21 protein-coding genes are annotated in these 17171 nt (G+C 69.6%); 3 read left to right on the forward strand and 18 right to left on the reverse strand.

The window, feature by feature from the left end; all coding sequences use genetic code 11:
• Positions 1-9 precede the first annotated feature (9 nt).
• On the reverse strand, positions 10-816 hold the full coding sequence (locus IG94_RS0125220) for a hypothetical protein (protein ID WP_031041490.1): 807 nt from the start codon (positions 814-816) through the stop codon (positions 10-12).
• A gap of 246 nt (positions 817-1062) precedes the next feature.
• Here IG94_RS0125220 and coaA point away from each other — a divergent pair, with 246 nt between their 5' ends.
• The gene (gene coaA / locus IG94_RS0125225) at positions 1063-2031 is read left to right on the forward strand and encodes a type I pantothenate kinase (protein WP_051159400.1); all 969 of its coding nucleotides are present in this window, start codon (positions 1063-1065) and stop codon (positions 2029-2031) included.
• 32 nt (positions 2032-2063) lie between these two features.
• A complete protein-coding gene (locus IG94_RS0125230) occupies positions 2064-3014 on the forward strand; it encodes a DUF389 domain-containing protein (protein WP_031041496.1) in 951 nt (316 codons plus the stop codon).
• Between the two features lie 145 nt (positions 3015-3159).
• Here IG94_RS0125230 and glmM read toward each other — a convergent pair whose 3' ends face one another.
• From glmM to IG94_RS0125250, 4 genes are all read right to left on the reverse strand, one after another.
• On the reverse strand, positions 3160-4518 hold the full coding sequence (gene glmM / locus IG94_RS0125235) for a phosphoglucosamine mutase (RefSeq protein ID WP_031041499.1): 1359 nt from the start codon (positions 4516-4518) through the stop codon (positions 3160-3162).
• Positions 4519-4813: 295 nt separating this feature from the next.
• Positions 4814-5326 (reverse strand): 30S ribosomal protein S9, encoded by a 513-nt coding sequence (rpsI, locus tag IG94_RS0125240; protein ID WP_031041501.1) that lies wholly within the window; start codon positions 5324-5326, stop codon positions 4814-4816.
• Between the two features lie 42 nt (positions 5327-5368).
• The gene (gene rplM, locus IG94_RS0125245) at positions 5369-5812 is read right to left on the reverse strand and encodes a 50S ribosomal protein L13 (protein ID WP_031041507.1); all 444 of its coding nucleotides are present in this window, start codon (positions 5810-5812) and stop codon (positions 5369-5371) included.
• A 207-nt stretch (positions 5813-6019) separates the two neighbouring features.
• Positions 6020-7228, reverse strand: coding sequence for a glycosyltransferase 87 family protein (locus tag IG94_RS0125250; RefSeq protein ID WP_031041508.1), 1209 nt, complete (start codon positions 7226-7228; stop codon positions 6020-6022).
• A 74-nt stretch (positions 7229-7302) separates the two neighbouring features.
• On the opposite strand from IG94_RS0125250, the gene IG94_RS0125255 reads away from it, so the two are divergent.
• Positions 7303-8214 carry a hypothetical protein gene (locus tag IG94_RS0125255; RefSeq protein ID WP_031041511.1) on the forward strand — a complete coding sequence of 304 codons (912 nt, stop codon included), beginning with the start codon at positions 7303-7305 and terminating at the stop codon, positions 8212-8214.
• Positions 8215-8250: 36 nt separating this feature from the next.
• Here IG94_RS0125255 and truA read toward each other — a convergent pair whose 3' ends face one another.
• The 13 genes from truA to rpsE all read right to left on the reverse strand — a co-directional run bounded on the left by truA (position 8251) and on the right by rpsE (position 17115).
• Positions 8251-9108, reverse strand: a complete 858-nt coding sequence (truA, locus tag IG94_RS0125260; protein ID WP_031041513.1) for a tRNA pseudouridine(38-40) synthase TruA — start codon at positions 9106-9108, stop codon at positions 8251-8253.
• Between the two features lie 69 nt (positions 9109-9177).
• On the reverse strand, positions 9178-9684 hold the full coding sequence (gene rplQ, locus IG94_RS0125265; protein ID WP_031041516.1) for a 50S ribosomal protein L17: 507 nt from the start codon (positions 9682-9684) through the stop codon (positions 9178-9180).
• 191 nt (positions 9685-9875) lie between these two features.
• A complete protein-coding gene (locus IG94_RS0125270; protein WP_003966937.1) occupies positions 9876-10898 on the reverse strand; it encodes a DNA-directed RNA polymerase subunit alpha in 1023 nt (340 codons plus the stop codon).
• Positions 10899-11021: 123 nt separating this feature from the next.
• Complete coding sequence (gene rpsK / locus IG94_RS0125275; protein ID WP_007443997.1) at positions 11022-11426, reverse strand: 30S ribosomal protein S11; 405 nt, start codon at positions 11424-11426, stop codon at positions 11022-11024.
• Between the two features lie 66 nt (positions 11427-11492).
• The gene (rpsM, locus tag IG94_RS0125280) at positions 11493-11873 is read right to left on the reverse strand and encodes a 30S ribosomal protein S13 (RefSeq protein WP_031041520.1); all 381 of its coding nucleotides are present in this window, start codon (positions 11871-11873) and stop codon (positions 11493-11495) included.
• A 221-nt stretch (positions 11874-12094) separates the two neighbouring features.
• On the reverse strand, positions 12095-12208 hold the full coding sequence (gene rpmJ / locus IG94_RS0125285; RefSeq protein ID WP_003974245.1) for a 50S ribosomal protein L36: 114 nt from the start codon (positions 12206-12208) through the stop codon (positions 12095-12097).
• 68 nt (positions 12209-12276) lie between these two features.
• On the reverse strand, positions 12277-12498 hold the full coding sequence (gene infA / locus IG94_RS0125290) for a translation initiation factor IF-1 (RefSeq protein ID WP_003948620.1): 222 nt from the start codon (positions 12496-12498) through the stop codon (positions 12277-12279).
• A gap of 174 nt (positions 12499-12672) precedes the next feature.
• Positions 12673-13509 carry a type I methionyl aminopeptidase gene (gene map / locus IG94_RS0125295; protein ID WP_031041525.1) on the reverse strand — a complete coding sequence of 279 codons (837 nt, stop codon included), beginning with the start codon at positions 13507-13509 and terminating at the stop codon, positions 12673-12675.
• 137 nt (positions 13510-13646) lie between these two features.
• The gene (locus IG94_RS0125300; protein WP_031041528.1) at positions 13647-14300 is read right to left on the reverse strand and encodes an adenylate kinase; all 654 of its coding nucleotides are present in this window, start codon (positions 14298-14300) and stop codon (positions 13647-13649) included.
• Complete coding sequence (gene secY / locus IG94_RS0125305) at positions 14300-15613, reverse strand: preprotein translocase subunit SecY (protein ID WP_031041531.1); 1314 nt, start codon at positions 15611-15613, stop codon at positions 14300-14302. Before secY ends, IG94_RS0125300 begins: the two co-directional genes overlap by 1 nt.
• A 256-nt stretch (positions 15614-15869) precedes the next feature.
• Positions 15870-16325, reverse strand: a complete 456-nt coding sequence (gene rplO / locus IG94_RS0125310) for a 50S ribosomal protein L15 (protein WP_031041533.1) — start codon at positions 16323-16325, stop codon at positions 15870-15872.
• A 2-nt stretch (positions 16326-16327) separates the two neighbouring features.
• A complete protein-coding gene (rpmD, locus tag IG94_RS0125315) occupies positions 16328-16510 on the reverse strand; it encodes a 50S ribosomal protein L30 (RefSeq protein WP_006140898.1) in 183 nt (60 codons plus the stop codon).
• Positions 16511-16512: 2 nt separating this feature from the next.
• The gene (gene rpsE, locus IG94_RS0125320; RefSeq protein ID WP_031041540.1) at positions 16513-17115 is read right to left on the reverse strand and encodes a 30S ribosomal protein S5; all 603 of its coding nucleotides are present in this window, start codon (positions 17113-17115) and stop codon (positions 16513-16515) included.
• Positions 17116-17171 lie beyond the last annotated feature (56 nt).

The following is a 17171-nucleotide window of genomic DNA, read 5'->3' on the forward strand; positions in this document are numbered from 1 at the left end:
GCCCCGCCGTCAGCCGAGCTTGGCGACCTGCGCGTCGATGACGTCCGAGGGGACGTCGAAGTCCTCGCCGGTCATCACGGAGGAGAGGTTGACGACGCCGAAGGAGGCGACGGTGGCGCCCTTGCGGATCACGACGAGCTTCATGAGCCCGTTGGCGTCCTGGCCGGTGGCCACGCCGACGGTGGCGGCGAACCCCTCGTCGCCACCCTGGGGAGCGGCCGACTCGGTGACCTCGGCGACCCGCATCTTGTCGCCGCCCACGGTGGCGTCGAAGCCGCCCGCGCACTTCTCGGCGGCGGCGTTCAGCGTCTTCAGCGCCTGCTCGGCGCCGCCGTCCTCGTAGGAGGCGACGTTCAGCATGACCTGGTTCACGTCGAGCGTGGTCATGTCCTGCCCGTCCGGGCCCTTGCTCTCGGAGGGCGCCTCCGTCTGGCCCGTCCAGGAGCGCTTCACGTCCGCCGCCGGTTCGCCCTGGGCCACCGCGCCCTGGGCGTGCACGAGCGGTACGCAGGCCTCGTCGCTCGTCGATATCTGGTCCTTCGCGACGTCGTCCTCCGCCGGGATCTCGGTGGTGACCTCGCCGTCCTTGACGTCGGCCTGCGCGAGAGCGACCTTCTCCAGTTCGGCCGCGGTGAGGGCCTTGCCCGCCGGAGCGGACCGGCCGGACTCACCCGTGGACGCCGACTGACCCGCCCCCGGCTTGTCGTCACCGGCCTTGGCGTCGTCGTCGGACGAACCGCCGCAGGCGGTGGCAAGCAGGGCCAGGGCGGCGGCGGACGCCGCGAGGGCGGTGCGGCGGACAGCGGTCGAACTCACGTCGGCACTCTTTCATCAGGGGTTCCGGTACGGCGCCGGGGCCCGGGTCCGGGCTCCGCGCGATCTTGTAAACCGTACGCACAGAAATCACACAGGTGATCGATAATCAGTCGGCCGGTACACGGACGTGACCATCCCGTGATCGGTTCCGGGGTCCGGGGTCCGCTCCGGCGGGCGTGACGCAGCCCACCTGCCGCCCCGTTCAAATCCCGTTAACAATGGACTGTGATCTCTCCGGTCCCCTCGATGCCCCGGAGCGCCCACCGGCAACGGCCGGAGGCGACTCCCTACGTCGACCTCACCCGCCCCGAGTGGAGCGCGCTGCGCGACAAGACGCCGCTGCCGCTGACCGCCGAGGAGGTCGAGAAGCTGCGCGGCCTCGGCGACGTCATCGACCTCGACGAGGTGCGGGACATCTACCTCCCGCTCTCCCGGCTCCTCAACCTCTACGTCGGCGCCACCGACGGCCTGCGCGGCGCCCTGAACACCTTCCTCGGCGCGCAGGGCTCCCAGTCCGGCACCCCCTTCGTGATAGGGGTCGCCGGCTCGGTCGCGGTCGGCAAGTCCACCGTCGCCCGCCTGCTCCAGGCGCTGCTCTCCCGCTGGCCCGAGCACCCGCGCGTGGAGCTGGTCACGACCGACGGCTTCCTGCTGCCGACGCGGGAGCTGGAGGCGCGCGGCCTGATGTCGCGGAAGGGGTTCCCCGAGTCGTACGACCGCCGGGCCCTGACCCGCTTCGTCGCCGACATCAAGGCGGGCAAGGCGGAGGTGACCGCGCCCGTCTACTCCCACCTCATCTACGACATCGTCCCGGACCAGCGGCTCGTCGTCCGCCGCCCCGACATCCTGATCGTCGAGGGCCTCAACGTCCTCCAGCCCGCCCTGCCCGGCAAGGACGGCCGCACCAGGGTCGGCCTCGCCGACTACTTCGACTTCAGCGTGTACGTCGACGCGCGCACCGAGGACATCGAGCGCTGGTACCTCAGCCGCTTCCGCAAGCTGCGTGCGACCGCCTTCCAGAACCCGTCCTCGTACTTCCGCAAGTACACCCAGGTGTCGGAGGAGGAGGCCCTCGACTACGCCCGCACCACCTGGCGCACCATCAACAAGGTGAACCTGGTGGAGAACGTGGCCCCCACCCGGGGCCGGGCCACCCTGGTGCTGCGCAAGGGCCCGGACCACAAGGTGCAGCGCCTCAGCCTGCGGAAGTTGTGACGCGAGCCGCCCCCCGGCGGTAGAAATACCGGATGCTGCAGCTGCGCGTGATCGCCCCGGCCGACCGCACCGACGAGGTGGTCCACCTGATCGGCCGCACGGTCGGCACCACCCACCTCGTCGTCCTGCCGGGCGCCGCCCGCGACCCCGAGGGCGACGTCGTCATGTGCGACGTGGCCCGCGAGGCCGGCGACGAACTCATCAACGGCCTGCGCGGGCTTGGCCTGGAGAGCTGCGGCGCCATCACCGCCGAGAACATCGCCCTGTCCCTGTCGGAGCGCGCCGACCGGGCGGAACGGGACGCGCCCGGCGAGGCGGCCGACGCGGTGCTGTGGGAGCAGCTGGAGGAGGCGACGCACGAGGAGTCGACCCTCTCCGTCACCTACGTCGCCTTCATCACGCTGGCCACGATGATCGCGGCCTGCGGTGTCGTCCTCGACAACGCCATCCTGATCGTGGGCGCGATGGCGGTCGGCCCGGAGTTCGGCCCCCTCGCCGGCATCTGCACGGCGATCGTCCAGCGCGCCCCGCGCCTCGCCCTGCGCTCCCTGACGGCCCTGCTGGTGGGGTTCGCGGCGGCGATGGCGGTGACGGTGGGCTTCAGCTGGATCATGGCGGCGTTCGGCCTCTTCAGCGAGGCCAAGCTGGAGGGCGAGCGGCCCAACACCGGCTTCGTCTACGCGCCGGACGCCTTCTCCTTCGTGGTGGCGGTCCTGGCCGGCGTCGCGGGCACGCTCTCCCTGACCTCGGCGAAGTCCGGTGCCCTGGTGGGCGTCGCCATCTCGGTCACCACGGTCCCGGCCGCCGCGAACGCGGCCGTGGCCCTGAGCCTCGGCGACACGAAGCAGACGGTGGGCTCCACCGAACAGCTCCTCCTCAACCTGGCCGGCATCGTCCTGGCCGGCACCCTGACGCTGCTGGCCCAGAAGGCACTCTGGTCGACCCGGCGCAACCGACTGACCAAACCCGACGACTCCGGGTGAGGGCACCAACCCAGGGGCGCGGGGCGCTGCTGATGTGCGGCTCCGCCGCGCGGACGCGACCAGCCACGACGAACCCGCAGCCCGCGAAGCACAGAACCCCCGTCCCCGACCCGGCCCGGCCCGGCCCCGACCCGATCCCGCCGAACTACCCCAACGCAGACTTCACGACATCGGCCAGCCGCCCGGCGACAGACCGAGCCTGCTCGATGTCCGCGGCCTCCACCATGACCCGCACGAGCGGCTCGGTCCCCGAGGACCGCAGCAGCACCCGCCCGGTGCTGCCCAGCTCCCGCTCCGCCTCGGCCACGGCGGTCGCCAGCTCGGCAGAGCTCGTCACCCGCGACTTGTCCACGTCCGGCACGTTGATCAGTACCTGCGGCAGCCGCTCCATGACCGACGCGAGGTCCCGCAGCGTACGGCCGCTCTGCGCGACCCGCGCGGCCAGCATCAGGCCGGTCAGCGTGCCGTCGCCGGTGGTGGCGTGGTCGAGGATGATGACGTGTCCCGACTGCTCGCCGCCGAGGGCGAGGCCGTGCTCCTTCATCTCCTCCAGGACGTACCGGTCGCCGACCGCCGTCTGCACGAACCGGATGCCCTCGCGCTCCATGGCCAGCTTGAAGCCCAGGTTGGACATGACGGTCGCCACGACGGTGTCCTCGCGCAGCGCCTCGCGCTCCCGCATCGCCAGCGCCAGCACGGCGAGGATCTGGTCGCCGTCGACCTCCGCGCCGGTGTGGTCCACGGCCAGGCACCGGTCGGCGTCGCCGTCGTGGGCGATGCCGAGGTCGGCGCCGTGCTCGACGACGGCGGCCTTGAGCAGGTCGAGGTGGGTGGAGCCGCAGCCGTCGTTGATGTTGAGGCCGTCGGGCACCGCTCCGATGGTCACCAGCTCGGCGCCGGCCCGGGCGAACGCCTCCGGCGAGACGCGGGAGGCCGCGCCGTGCGCCTCGTCGAGGACGATCTTCAGACCGTCGAGGCGGTTCGGAAGGACGCCGACGAGGTGGGCGACGTACTGGTCGAGCCCCTGGTCGTAGTCGCGGACGCGGCCGACGCCGGCGCCGGTCGGGCGGTCCCAGGGGGCGCCGGTGCGGTGCTCGGCGTAGACGGACTCGATGCGGTCCTCCAGCTCGTCGGCGAGCTTGTGACCGCCGCGGGCGAAGAACTTGATGCCGTTGTCGGGCATGGCGTTGTGGCTGGCGGAGAGCATCACGCCGAGGTCCGCGCCGAGCGCGCCGGTGAGGTGGGCCACGGCGGGCGTCGGCAGCACGCCCACGCGCAGCACGTCCACGCCGGCGCTGGCCAGGCCCGCGACCACGGCGGCTTCCAGGAACTCCCCGGAGGCGCGCGGGTCGCGGCCGACCACCGCGGTCGCCCGGTGGCCGGCGAAGGTGCCCGCCTCGGCCAGTACGTGCGCCGCGGCGACGGAGAGCCCGAGCGCCAGCTCGGCCGTCAGATCCGCGTTGGCGACGCCGCGCACGCCGTCCGTGCCGAAGAGTCGTCCCACTTGTCCTCCTGAGGAAACGTCAATTCCGGGAGCGGCCGCGGGTGCGGCCCGCGCAGTCGGCTCCCGAGGTCACGGCCTCGCGTCGTAACCCACCCGCCCGGCCATCCGATCACACAAGCCTTTGAGCTTCTCAACACTCGAACGTCTCGGCATCTGAACATCTCGACATCTCAAGATTTCAGCCTCTGAGCGTCTGAACGTCTTGTGCCGTTATACGCCCCACGACGGGGATAAACGAACGCCCCGGCAGCACAGTGGCGTGCCGCCGGGGCGTTCGGAGTACAGCGGGTGCGACTTAGCGCTTGCTGTACTGCGGAGCCTTGCGGGCCTTCTTCAGACCGGCCTTCTTCCGCTCGACCGCACGGTCGTCACGGGTCAGGTAACCGGCCTTCTTGAGCGCGCCGCGGTTGTTGTCCACGTCGGCCTCGTTCAGCGCGCGGGCGACACCGAGACGGAGCGCACCGGCCTGACCGGAGACGCCGCCACCCGAGATGCGGGCGATGACGTCGTAGCGGTTGTCCAGCTCGAGCACCTTGAAGGGCTCGTTGACTTCCTGCTGGTGCACCTTGTTCGGGAAGTAGTCCTCGAGCGTGCGCCCGTTGACCTTCCACTTGCCGGTGCCCGGAACGATCCGGACACGGGCGATGGCGTTCTTGCGACGGCCCAGGCCGGCGGCCGGCTGGGGCTCGCCGAACGCGGAGGCCATGGACTCCGAGGTGTACTCGCCCTCGACGGGCACCTCGGACTCGGTGGTGTAGCTGTCGATGTCGATCTCTTCGAGCGGCTGCTCGGCAGTGGTCTCGGCCACGATGCTCCTCAGATTCTCTTCAGTCTTAGGGGGTGGCCGGAATTACTGCGCGACCTGGGTGATCTCGAACGGCTGCGGCTGCTGCGCGCCGTGCGGGTGCTGGTCACCCTTGTAGACCTTCAGCTTCGAGAGCATCTGACGGCCCAGGGAGTTCTTCGGGAGCATGCCCTTGACGGCCTTCTCGATGGCCTTCTCCGGGTTCTTGTCGAGCAGCTCGTCGTAGCGCACGGAGCGCAGACCGCCCGGGTAGCCGGAGTGGCGGTACGCCATCTTCTGGGTCCGCTTGTTGCCGGAGAGGTGCACCTTGTCGGCGTTGATGATGATGACGAAGTCACCGGTGTCGACGTGGGGCGCGTAGATCGGCTTGTGCTTGCCGCGCAGGATGGAGGCCGTGGTGGAGGCCAGACGCCCCAGGACGACGTCCTGGGCGTCGATGACGTGCCACTGGCGCGTCACATCGCCGGGCTTGGGGCTGTACGTACGCACGGTTCGTAGCCTTCGCTTCTTCAGTGAGTGGTCCTGACATGGTCACCGAAGACGATCACGACAGCCCTGACCGCACTGCGGTGACGCATACCGCGTGCGAGTCGCTGGTCATCGGTCCCGGTGGACCGGTGTAAGGGCCCCTCACGTGAGAATGAGCAAGCCAATACACATACAGCTGTGCAGAATACCCGGGCCCCGGCGGCCCGGTCAAAACGGGGCCGCGGGGGCCCGCTCGGGCTCCGGCGCCCGCTCCGGCGGCACCACTGCGCCGCCGGAGTCCGCCGCACCCGACCGGGCCTGCCGGGCGACCGTCACCGCGAGCACACACAGGGTGAACGCGTCCCGGAACGCCCGCCGCCGCTCCGACTCCAGCCAGGGCCAGCCCGTCCCCGGCACCTGGGGCACCAGGGCGATCCAGAACCACACCCCGCGGGCCACGGAACCGGCGTACGGCAGCCCGGCGAGCAGCAGCGGCAGGGCGACCAGGAGGTAGTGGTCGTAGGACGGCCGGGAGACGAGGAACGCCGCGAGCATCAGGCCAGCGCCGGTCTCCGCGAGCCGCAGCGGCCCGGGGTCCGCGCGGCGCCAGCGCCGGTACGCGCAGAGCACCCCGGCGCAGGCCCCCGCCGCCGCGAGCCCCTGCGCGAGCGGCTGCGGCACCCCGAGCCTGGGCAGCACGGCGGCCGGGGACGCCTCGTAGAGCCGTACGAAGCCGTCGTCGCCGTGGAGCAGGAAGGGCAGGGTGCGGGTGAAGAAGCCGGCCGGGTCGGGCATCGCGAGCGCCGCGGCCCCGGAGGCCAGCGCGGGCACCAGGACCGCCGCCGCCAGCGCCCGCCACCGTCCGGCGAAGACGAAGAGCAGGACGACCGGCGCGAGCAGCGGCTTGAGCGCCACGGCCGCACCGATCACCGCGCCCGCCGCCGTCCACCTCCCCCGGCTCGCCAGCAGCAGGCAGAGCGGGAGCGCCACCGCCGCCGTCACCGTCCAGTTGCCGAGCCGCACCAGGTGCCCGAACGGCGCGAAGCCCAGCGTGAGACCGGTCAGCCCGAGCACCGCGAGCCGGCTGCCGAGCGGCACCCGGTGCAGGCGCAGCGCGCAGGCCCAGGCCAGGGCCAGGAGGGCCGTCACCGCGCACGGAACCAGGACCCGCAGCACCCCGGCGGGCAGCAGCGCCTGCGGCACGGCGGCCAGGACCGCGCTCGGCAGGTAGAGGAAGTGCGGGTCGTCGTACGGGGAGCCGCCGTCCAGCCAGGTGCAGGCGGCCCGCACGACGATCGCGTTGTCCATCCCACCGCCCGGAGCCACCCGCGCCGCGTGGCCGGCGCAGGCCGCGAGGACCACCCCGAGCACCGCCCACAGGTGCCCGCCCGCCGGTCGCACCAACCACCCCGACATGTCGCTTTTGCCCGTCCGCATGCCCGGAACGCTAGGCCCTGCGCCCCCTGAACACCGGCACCAGCACGCCACCCGGCCCGTCTAAGATGCGCCCCATGAGCTTTGGGCAGGGGGGACCTCAGTCGCAGTGGGATCCCTGGAAACCGCAATCGCAGCAGCCGCAGCAGCAGCCGCAACCGCAGCAGCAGCCCTGGAACAGTGGTGACAGCGGCAGCACCCCGGACTGGGCGGCCCTCGCCGACGCCTCCGAGGCCCGCGCCAGGCGGCGCCGGCTGCTGTTCATCGGCGGCGGCGCGCTGGCCACCGTGGCGATAGCCGGCGCCGTGGCCGTGGCCGTCGTCTCCGCGGGCGGCTCCGACCAGGCCTCCGACGGCCCCGCCTCGCAGCTCCCCTCGGCGGCGGACATACCCAGCGCGTCGGCGACCGATCCCTCCTTCGCCCCGACCAGCGCGCCGCCGCCGCTGGACCCGAAGGACTTCGTCTCCAGCGCCAAGAAGGACAAGGCCCCGCTCAGCCCCGACCTGCTCTTCCCCGGCACGCAGCTGACCATGGGCGAGACGGTGTACAAGAAGGGCCCGACGGCCGACACCCGCACGTGCGGCTCCGCCGTCCAGGGCACCCTCCCCAAGGTGCTCGACACCAACAAGTGCACGCGCCTGATCCGCGTCACCTACACCCAGGGCGACACCGCCGTGACGGTCGGCGTCGCCGTCTTCGACGAGGAGGCGCAGGCCGCGAAGGCGAAGAAGGACGCCGACGAGAAGAGCATCGTGCGCTCCCTGTCCGGCGGCGGCGTCAAGTCCTTCTGCACCGGCGCCGTCTGCCGCTCCACCACCAACTCCTACGGCCGCTACGCCTACTTCACCGTCGCCGGCTTCACGGGCGGCAAGGACGTCACCGAGAAGTCCACCGAGGTGTTCCGGGCCGGTGACGACCTGGCCGAGTTCGCCTTCCAGCAGATCCGCCGGCGCGGCCAGGCCCAGGCTTCGGCGGCGGCGGAGGGCTGAGCCCCACCGCCCCGGCGCCCGCGCGGGCCGGCGCGCTCAGCAGCAGCCGGCCCCCGGCAGCGACCGCTTGTTGCGCGCCTCCCTGCTGCGGGCCGCCAGCAGTTCGTCGGCCGGGTAGCCGACCTCCTCCAGGGTCAGCCCGTGCGGCCGTACGACGTGCACGGCGGAGTCCCGTACGCCCGCCGCCAGCACCTTCGCCGGCCAGTCCGGCGGACGGTGGCCGTCGCCGACAAACAGCAGCGCCCCGATCAGCGAGCGCACCATGTTGTGGCAGAAGGCGTCGGCCCGCACGGTGGCGGTGACGATCCCGTCGTCCGCGCCCCGCACCAGGCTCAGCTCCTGCAGCGTGCGGATGGTGGTGGCGCCCTCCCGCTTCTTGCAGTACGCGGCGAAGTCGTGTTCCCCGAGCAGTCCGCGGGCGGCCTCGTTCATGGCGTCCACGTCCAACGGCCAGTCGTGCCAGAGCACATGACCGCGCAGCAGCGGATCGACGCCGCCCGGGTTGTCGGTCACGCGGTAGGCGTAGCGCCGCCAGACCGCCGAGAAGCGGGCGTTGAAGCCGCTGGGCGCCTCACGCAGCGCCCAGACCCGCACGTCCCTGGGCAGCCGCCCGGCGAGCCGCTTGAGCAGCTTCCCGTGGTGCTCGGCCCACACCTCGCGCTCAAGATCGACGTGCGCGACCTGCCCCCGGGCGTGCACCCCGGCGTCGGTGCGCCCCGCCACGGTCAGCTCGTACGTCCGGTGCGACCGGGTCACGGTCCGCAGCGCGTCCTCGATCTCCCCCTGCACGGTGCGCCGCCCACCGGCCTGCTTGGCCCAGCCGGAGAACTCGCTCCCGTCGTAGGAGAGGTCCAGCCGCACCCGCACGAACCCGGGCTCCACTTCGTCACTCACCCAGAGATCCTCTCAGCCGAAACGAAAGCGGGCCCGCCCTTGAAAAGGACGGACCCGCGGCCGGAACGCTTACGCGTCCTTCGACTCCTCGGCCGGAGCCTCGTCGTCGGCCTTGGTCGTGTCGACCTTGGTCTCGGACACCTCGGCGGAGCCCTCCGCGTCCTTGGCGGCACGCTTCGTCGCGGCCTCGGCCTCACCGGTGGCCTCCTGGGCCACGGTCAGCGCCTCGACCAGCTCGATGACGGCCATGGGCGCGTTGTCGCCACGGCGGTTACCGATCTTGGTGATCCGGGTGTAACCACCGGGACGGTTCTCGTAGCGCGGGCCGATCTCGGTGAAGAGCGTGTGGACGACGCTCTTGTCCGAGATCACCTGGAGCACCTGACGGCGGTTGTGAAGGTCGCCCTTCTTCGCCTTGGTGACCAGACGCTCGGCGTACGGACGCAGCTTGCGCGCCTTCGCCTCGGTGGTGGTGATGCGGCCGTGCTCGAACAGCGACTTCGCGAGGTTCGCGATGAGCAGCTTCTCGTGCGCGGCACTGCCGCCCAGACGGGCACCCTTGGTGGGCTTCGGCATGATGTTTCTCCTAGGTGTCTGCCCCGGCCGTATCAGGTACCGAGGTCAGTATCCGAGCAGGCGGCCGCCTGTCGGAGATCCGGGGCGTCTTCGCAGACGCCCCGGAGGATCCGCGCCCCGAAGGGGCTCGGAGAACTGCGCGACCAGCCGCAGCCGGCCGGCAGTCGCAATCGAACCGCCGAACCGGGCTCTCAGTACTGCTCGGTCTCCACGAACCCGGCGTCCGCGTCGTCGTCGGCGCCGAAGGCGTCCGCGGCGGCGGTCGGGTCGAATCCGGGAGGCGAGTCCTTCAGCGCCAGCCCCATGCCCGCGAGCTTCGCCTTGACCTCGTCGATCGACTTCGCACCGAAGTTGCGGATGTCGAGCAGGTCCGCCTCCGAGCGGGCGACGAGCTCACCCACGGAGTGGATGCCCTCGCGCTTGAGGCAGTTGTACGACCGAACGGTGAGCTCCAGCTCCTCGATCGGCAGCGCCAGGTCGGCGGCGAGGGCGGCGTCCGTCGGGGACGGGCCCATGTCGATGCCCTCGGCGTCGATGTTCAGCTCGCGGGCGAGACCGAACAGCTCGACCAGGGTCTTGCCCGCGGAGGCCATGGCGTCACGGGGACGCATCGCCTGCTTGGTCTCGACGTCGACGATCAGCTTGTCGAAGTCGGTGCGCTGCTCGACACGCGTGGCCTCGACCTTGTACGTGACCTTGAGGACCGGCGAGTAGATCGAGTCGACCGGGATGCGCCCGATCTCCTGACCGACCTGCTTGTTCTGCACGGCGGAGACGTAGCCGCGACCGCGCTCGACGGTCAGCTCCATCTCCAGCTTGCCCTTGCCGTTGAGCGTGGCGAGGACGAGGTCGGGGTTGTGCACCTCGACACCGGCCGGGGGCGCGATGTCGGCGGCGGTGACCAGACCCGGGCCCTGCTTGCGCAGGTACATCACGACGGGCTCGTCGTGCTCCGAGGAGACGACCAGCTGCTTGATGTTGAGGATCAGGTCGGTGACGTCCTCCTTGACGCCCGGCACGGTGGTGAACTCGTGCAGGACACCGTCGATACGGATCGACGTGACCGCCGCACCCGGGATCGAGGACAGGAGGGTCCGGCGGAGGGAGTTGCCGAGGGTGTAGCCGAAGCCCGGCTCCAGCGGCTCGATGACGAACCGGGAGCGGAACTCGTCGACGACCTCTTCGGTCAACGAGGGACGCTGAGCGATCAGCATGTGGTGATCCTTCAGTCAGGGGCGCCCGCTATTTGACGCCCGACTTGTACTGCAAGGGTACGGGCGGTACGACCCGAAAGAGCCGTACCGCCCGGAAAACCCTCGTGAAGCGGTGAAGCGAGATCAGACGCGACGGCGCTTCGGGGGGCGGCAGCCATTGTGCGGGGTCGGCGTGACGTCCTGGATGGAGCCGACCTCGAGGCCGGTCGCCTGCAGGGAGCGGATGGCGGTCTCACGACCGGAACCCGGGCCCTTGACGAAGACGTCGACCTTGCGCATGCCGTGCTCCTGCGCGCGACGGGCAGCCGACTCGGCGGCCATCTGCGCGGCGAACGGCGTGGACTTCCGGGAGCCCTTGAAGCCGACGTGGCCGGCGGAGGCCCAGGAGATCACATTGCCGGTCGGGTCCGTGATGGACACGATCGTGTTGTTGAACGTGCTCTTGATGTGCGCGTGGCCGTGAGCGACGTTCTTCTTTTCCTTGCGGCGCACCTTCTTGGTCGCGCCCTGACGTCCCTTGGGGGGCATGTCGTTCTCCTACGGGAGGTGGTCGGTCCTACAGCGAAGACCGCTGGACGGCGAGTCCGCTGCGGACTACTTCTTGCCCGGCTTCTTCTTGCCGGCGATGGCGCGACGCGGGCCCTTGCGGGTACGGGCGTTCGTGCTGGTGCGCTGACCGCGGACGGGCAGGCCACGACGGTGGCGGAGACCCTGGTAGGTACCGATCTCGACCTTGCGGCGGATGTCGGCCTGGATCTCGCGACGGAGGTCACCCTCGGTCTTGATGTTGTTGTCGACGAACTCGCGGATCGCGACGAGCTGCTCCTCGGAGAGGTCCCGAACACGGGTGTTCGGGTCCACGCCGACGGCGGCGAGCGTCTGCTGCGAGAGAGTCCGGCCGATGCCGAACACGTAGGTGAGGGCGATCTCCACGCGCTTTTCGCGCGGGATGTCAACACCGGAAACGCGTGCCATTCAATGGCTCCAGTTGGTTGTCGGAGGTCTTCCACAGAACCGGATCCCGGCCGCCGGCGCCTTCACGCTGCTCAGGAGAGACAGCCGAAGACTTGGTACGACTCGGGTCCCCAGCCTCCGAACCGGGGGTGTCGGACGATCACTCGTCCGGGTCCTGCGTATGAACATGTTCAGCTCGCGTCGCGCGAAGTCCTGCGAATCGCGGAGGGAACGGTCAGGCGTCAGCCCTGGCGCTGCTTGTGGCGCGGGTTGTCGCAGATGACCATGACCCGACCGTGACGGCGGATCACCCTGCACTTGTCGCAGATCTTCTTGACGCTCGGCTTGACCTTCATGGGTGTGAGGTTCTCCGGGTCAGTTGCCGTCGGACCCGCGTGCAGCGCACACGGGGCGTGGGCAAGATCTACTTGTACCGGTAGACGATCCGGCCACGCGTCAGGTCGTACGGAGACAGCTCCACCACGACCCGGTCGTCAGGGAGGATGCGGATGTAGTGCATGCGCATCTTGCCGCTGATGTGTGCCAGGACCTGGTGGCCGTTCTGGAGCTCGACCTTGAACATGGCGTTCGGAAGAGACTCGACGACAGTGCCCTCGATCTCGATGGCACCTTGCTTCTTGGCCACGCTTCGCCCTTCGAATCGACTACCTTGATCGACTCACCCTGCAATCCTCAAGACATGCGGATGCACGGGAGCCGACGAGTCAGTCTACGTCAGCACCCCCGGAAAGGCGAAACGGGGGAGTCTGCCCCGGATGCGAGATCGTTATGCAAAGGCCCCGGCCTCGGTACCGATCCCTCACGCGAGCGGATCGGGAGCCGCCGTGATGCCCAGCTCCGCCAGCTTCGCCCGGCCCCCGTCGGGCGCCGTCAGGACCAGCGGGCCCTGCTCCGTCAGGGCCACCGAGTGCTCCCAGTGGGAGGACCAGGTGCCGTCGGTCGTGACGACCGTCCACTCGTCCTCGAGGACCTCCGTGCGCGGGGTGCCGAGGGACACCATCGGCTCGATGGCCAGGCAGAAACCGGGGACGAGCTTGGGTCCCTTGCCGCGCTTGCGCTCGACGTAGTTCAGCAGGTGCGGGTCCATGTGCATCTCGGTGCCGATGCCGTGGCCGCCGTAGTCCTCGACGATGCCGTACTTGCCGCCGCCGGGCTTGGGCTGGCGGCGGATGTAGGTCTCGATGGCCCGGGAGACGTCCACCAGGCGGTTGCCCTGCTTCATGGCCGCGATCCCCGCCCACATCGACTCCTCGGTCACCCGGGACAGCTCGACCAGCTCCGGGGAGTGGCCGGAGCCCACGAAGGCCGTGTAGGCGGCGTCGCCGTGCCAGCCGTCGATGATGGCGCCGCAGTCGATGGAGATGACGTCGCCGTCCTTGAGGACCACCTCGTCGGACGGGATGCCGTGGACGACCACCTCGTTCACGGACGTGCAGATGGTGGCCGGGAAGCCGCCGTAGCCGAGGAAGTTCGGCTTCGCGTCGTGCTCCGCGAGGACCTTGCGGGCGACCTGGTCCAGGTCCCTCGTCGTCGCGCCGGGCACGGCGGCCTCACGGGTGGCCGCGTGGATGGCGGCGACGACCAGCCCCGCCTCGCGCATCTTGGCGATCTGCTCGGGGTTCTTGATCTGCACCATGGGGGCTGCGGCCTTTCTGGACTGGACCGGTGGGGACGGGACGAGGACTCTCTCAACAATACGGGGCGGGGCCGCCCCGCCCACAGCACAGCCGCGGCCCCCCGAGCGAGGGACCGCGGCTGCAGCCGGGCGATGCACTACTGGTCGCGCTTGAGCGCCTCCAGCGCACGGCGCGTGACCTCGTTCACGGCGCCGGTGGCCGCGATGGTGGCGACCAGGCCCTGCGCCTTGTAGTAGTCGATGATCGGCTCGGTCTGCGTGTGGTAGACCTCCAGCCGCTTGCGGACCGTCTCCTCGGAGTCGTCGTCCCGCTGGTACAACTCGCCGCCGCAGACGTCGCAGACGCCTTCCTTCTTCGGCGGGGTGTACGTCACGTGGAAGACGTGGGCCGAGTCGTTGCGGCAGACGCGCCGGCCGGCGATCCGCTTGACGACCTCGTCCTCCGGGGCCTCCAGGTCCAGCACCGCGTCGAGCTTCATGTCCTCGGTCTCGAGCAGCTCGTCCAGCGCCTCGGCCTGGGAGACGTTGCGCGGGAAGCCGTCCAGGAGGAAGCCGCCCTCGGCGTCGGGCTGCTCCATCCGGTCCTTCGCCATGGCGATGGTGACCTCGTCGGGTACGAGGTTGCCGGCGTCCATGTAGGACTTCGCGAGCTTGCCCAGTTCGGTCTGCTGGCTGATGTTCGCGCGGAACAGGTCGCCCGTGGAGATGTGCGGAATGTGCAGCGTCTCGGCAAGGCGGGTGGCCTGCGTTCCCTTTCCGGCGCCCGGCGGCCCGACGAGGACGATTCGCATCAGCGGAGGAACCCTTCGTAATTGCGCTGCTGGAGCTGGCTCTCGATCTGCTTCACCGTCTCGAGACCGACACCCACGATGATCAGGATGCTGGTGCCGCCGAACGGGAAGTTCTGGTTTGCCCCGAAACCAGCCAACGCCATTGTCGGGACGAGAGCGATCAGACCCAAGTACAGCGAACCCGGCCAGGTGATCCGGTTGAGTACGTAGCTCAGATACTCAGCGGTCGGTCGGCCAGCCCGGATGCCCGGGATGAAGCCACCATACTTCTTCATGTTGTCCGCGACTTCCTCGGGGTTGAACGAGATGGCCACGTAGAAGAAGGCGAAGAAGACGATCAGGAAGAAGTACAGAATGATGTGCGGCGTCGCTGCCGTGTCCGCGAGGTTCTTCGTGATCCAGGTCGCCCAGCCCGCCTGCGAGTTCGAGAACTGGACGATCAGGGCCGGGATGTAGAGCAGCGACGAGGCGAAGATGACGGGGATGACGCCCGCCTGGTTCACCTTGAGCGGGATGTACGTCGAGGTGCCGCCGTAGGAGCGGCGGCCGATCATGCGCTTCGCGTACTGGACCGGGATGCGGCGCTGGGCCTGCTCCACGAAGACCACCAGGCCGACCATGACGAGGCCGACGGCGATGACGGTGCCGAACTCGATCCAGCCGCCCGCCAGGTCGCCCTGCTTCTTGATGGCCCACAGGGCGGAGGGGAAGGTCGCTGCGATCGAGATGAACATCAGGATCGACATGCCGTTGCCGATGCCGCGGTCGGTGACCAGCTCGCCGAGCCACATGACGACGGCCGTACCGGCGGTCATGCAGATGACCATGACGATGGTGGTGAAGATCGACTGGTCGGGCACGATCTGGCCGGCGACGGTGCAGCCCGAGAACAGGGTGCCACTGCGGGCGGTGGCGACGAGGCCGGTGCCCTGGAGGATGGCGAGCGCGATGGTCAGGTAGCGGGTGTACTGCGTGATCTTCGCGGTACCCGCCTGGCCCTCCTTCTTGAGGGCTTCCAGGCGCGGGATGACCACGGTCAGCAGCTGCAGAATGATGCTCGCCGTGATGTACGGCATGATGCCGAGCGCGAAGACCGTGATCTGCAGCAGGGCGCCACCGCTGAACATGTTGACCAGGCCGAAGAGACCCTGGTTGCCGGACGCCTGGTCCACGCACTCCTGGACGTTCTTGTAGTCGACGCCTGGAATGGGGATGTGGGTACCGAGTCGGTACACCACGATGATGCCGAGCGTGAAGAGCAGCTTCTTGCGCAGGTCGGGCGTCTTGAACGCCCGGGCGAACGCGGTGAGCACGGTGCCTCCTGCGACCCCCGCGCTACTGCGTCAAGGGTGACGGTCTTGAGGTTCGACTGACGACTGATAAGTGGACGGCTACGTGAGTAACGGTGGACCGCCGCTCAGAGTGCCTCATGCGACGCACTCGGGAAAGAGGGCAGCGCAGGCCACCTTACCGGCGGGAGTACTTCCCTTGGAACGACCAACCGGGGATACCCCTTTTGTGGGGCATCCCCGGTCGGGATCGCTCAAGTCATCGAGACGCCTGAAGGGTTCAGACGAGCTCGGTGACGGTACCGCCGGCGGCGGTGATCTTCTCCTTGGCGGAGCCGGAGACGGCGTCGACCGTCACCTGCAGCGCCACGGAGATCTCGCCCTGGCCGAGGACCTTGACGAGGCTGTTCTTGCGAACGGCACCCTTGGCCACGAGGCCCTCGACGGTGACCTCGCCACCCTCGGGGTACAGCGCGGACAGCTTGTCGAGGTTCACGACCTGGAACTCGGTCTTGAACGGGTTCTTGAAGCCCTTCAGCTTCGGGAGGCGCATGTGGAGGGGCATCTGGCCACCCTCGAAGCGCTCCGGAACCTGGTAACGGGCCTTCGTGCCCTTGGTACCACGACCGGCCGTCTTACCCTTCGACGCCTCACCACGACCGACACGGGTCTTGGCGGTCTTGGCGCCGGGGGCGGGACGGAGGTTGTGGATCTTGAGCGGGTTGTTCTCCGCCATGATCAGTCGACCTCCTCGACCGACACGAGGTGGCGGACGGTGTGCACCATGCCGCGGAACTCGGGGCGGTCCTCCTTGACGACCTGCGTGTTGATGCCCTTGAGACCAAGGGAACGCAGGGTGTCACGGTGGTTCTGCTTGCTGCCGATGTAGGACTTGACCTGCGTAATCTTGAGCTGCGCCATGATTACGCACCCGCCCCGGCACGTGCACGGAGAAGAGCCGCGGGGGCGACGTCCTCGAGCGGCAGACCGCGGCGGGCCGCGATCTCCTCGGGACGCTGCAGGCCCTTGAGGGCCTCCACGGTCGCGTGCACGATGTTGATCTGGTTGTCGGAGCCGAGCGACTTCGACAGCACATCGTGGATACCGGCGCACTCGAGCACGGCGCGCACCGGACCACCGGCGATCACACCGGTACCGGGCGACGCGGGCTTGAGCAGCACGACGCCGGCCGCCTTCTCACCCTGGATGGGGTGCGGGATGGTGCCCTGGATGCGGGGGACCTTGAAGAAGTGCTTCTTGGCCTCCTCGACACCCTTGGCGATGGCGGCCGGCACCTCCTTGGCCTTGCCGTATCCGACACCCACGGTGCCGTCACCGTCGCCCACCACGACCAGCGCGGTGAAGCTGAAGCGACGACCACCCTTCACAACCTTGGCGACGCGGTTGATCGCGACAACGCGCTCAACGTACGCGGTCTTCTCGGCGGCAGCGCCACCGTCGCGACCCTTCCGGTCCCGCCGCTCGCCGCCACCGGCACCGCCACCGCGGCGCTGGGGTCCAGCCATTGGAATTACCTCTCTCTGTTTCCGGCGCTCCACAGCGACATGAGTCGCTGCCGCGA

The organism is Streptomyces olivaceus, from assembly GCF_000721235.1.
Lineage (GTDB): Bacteria > Actinomycetota > Actinomycetes > Streptomycetales > Streptomycetaceae > Streptomyces > Streptomyces olivaceus.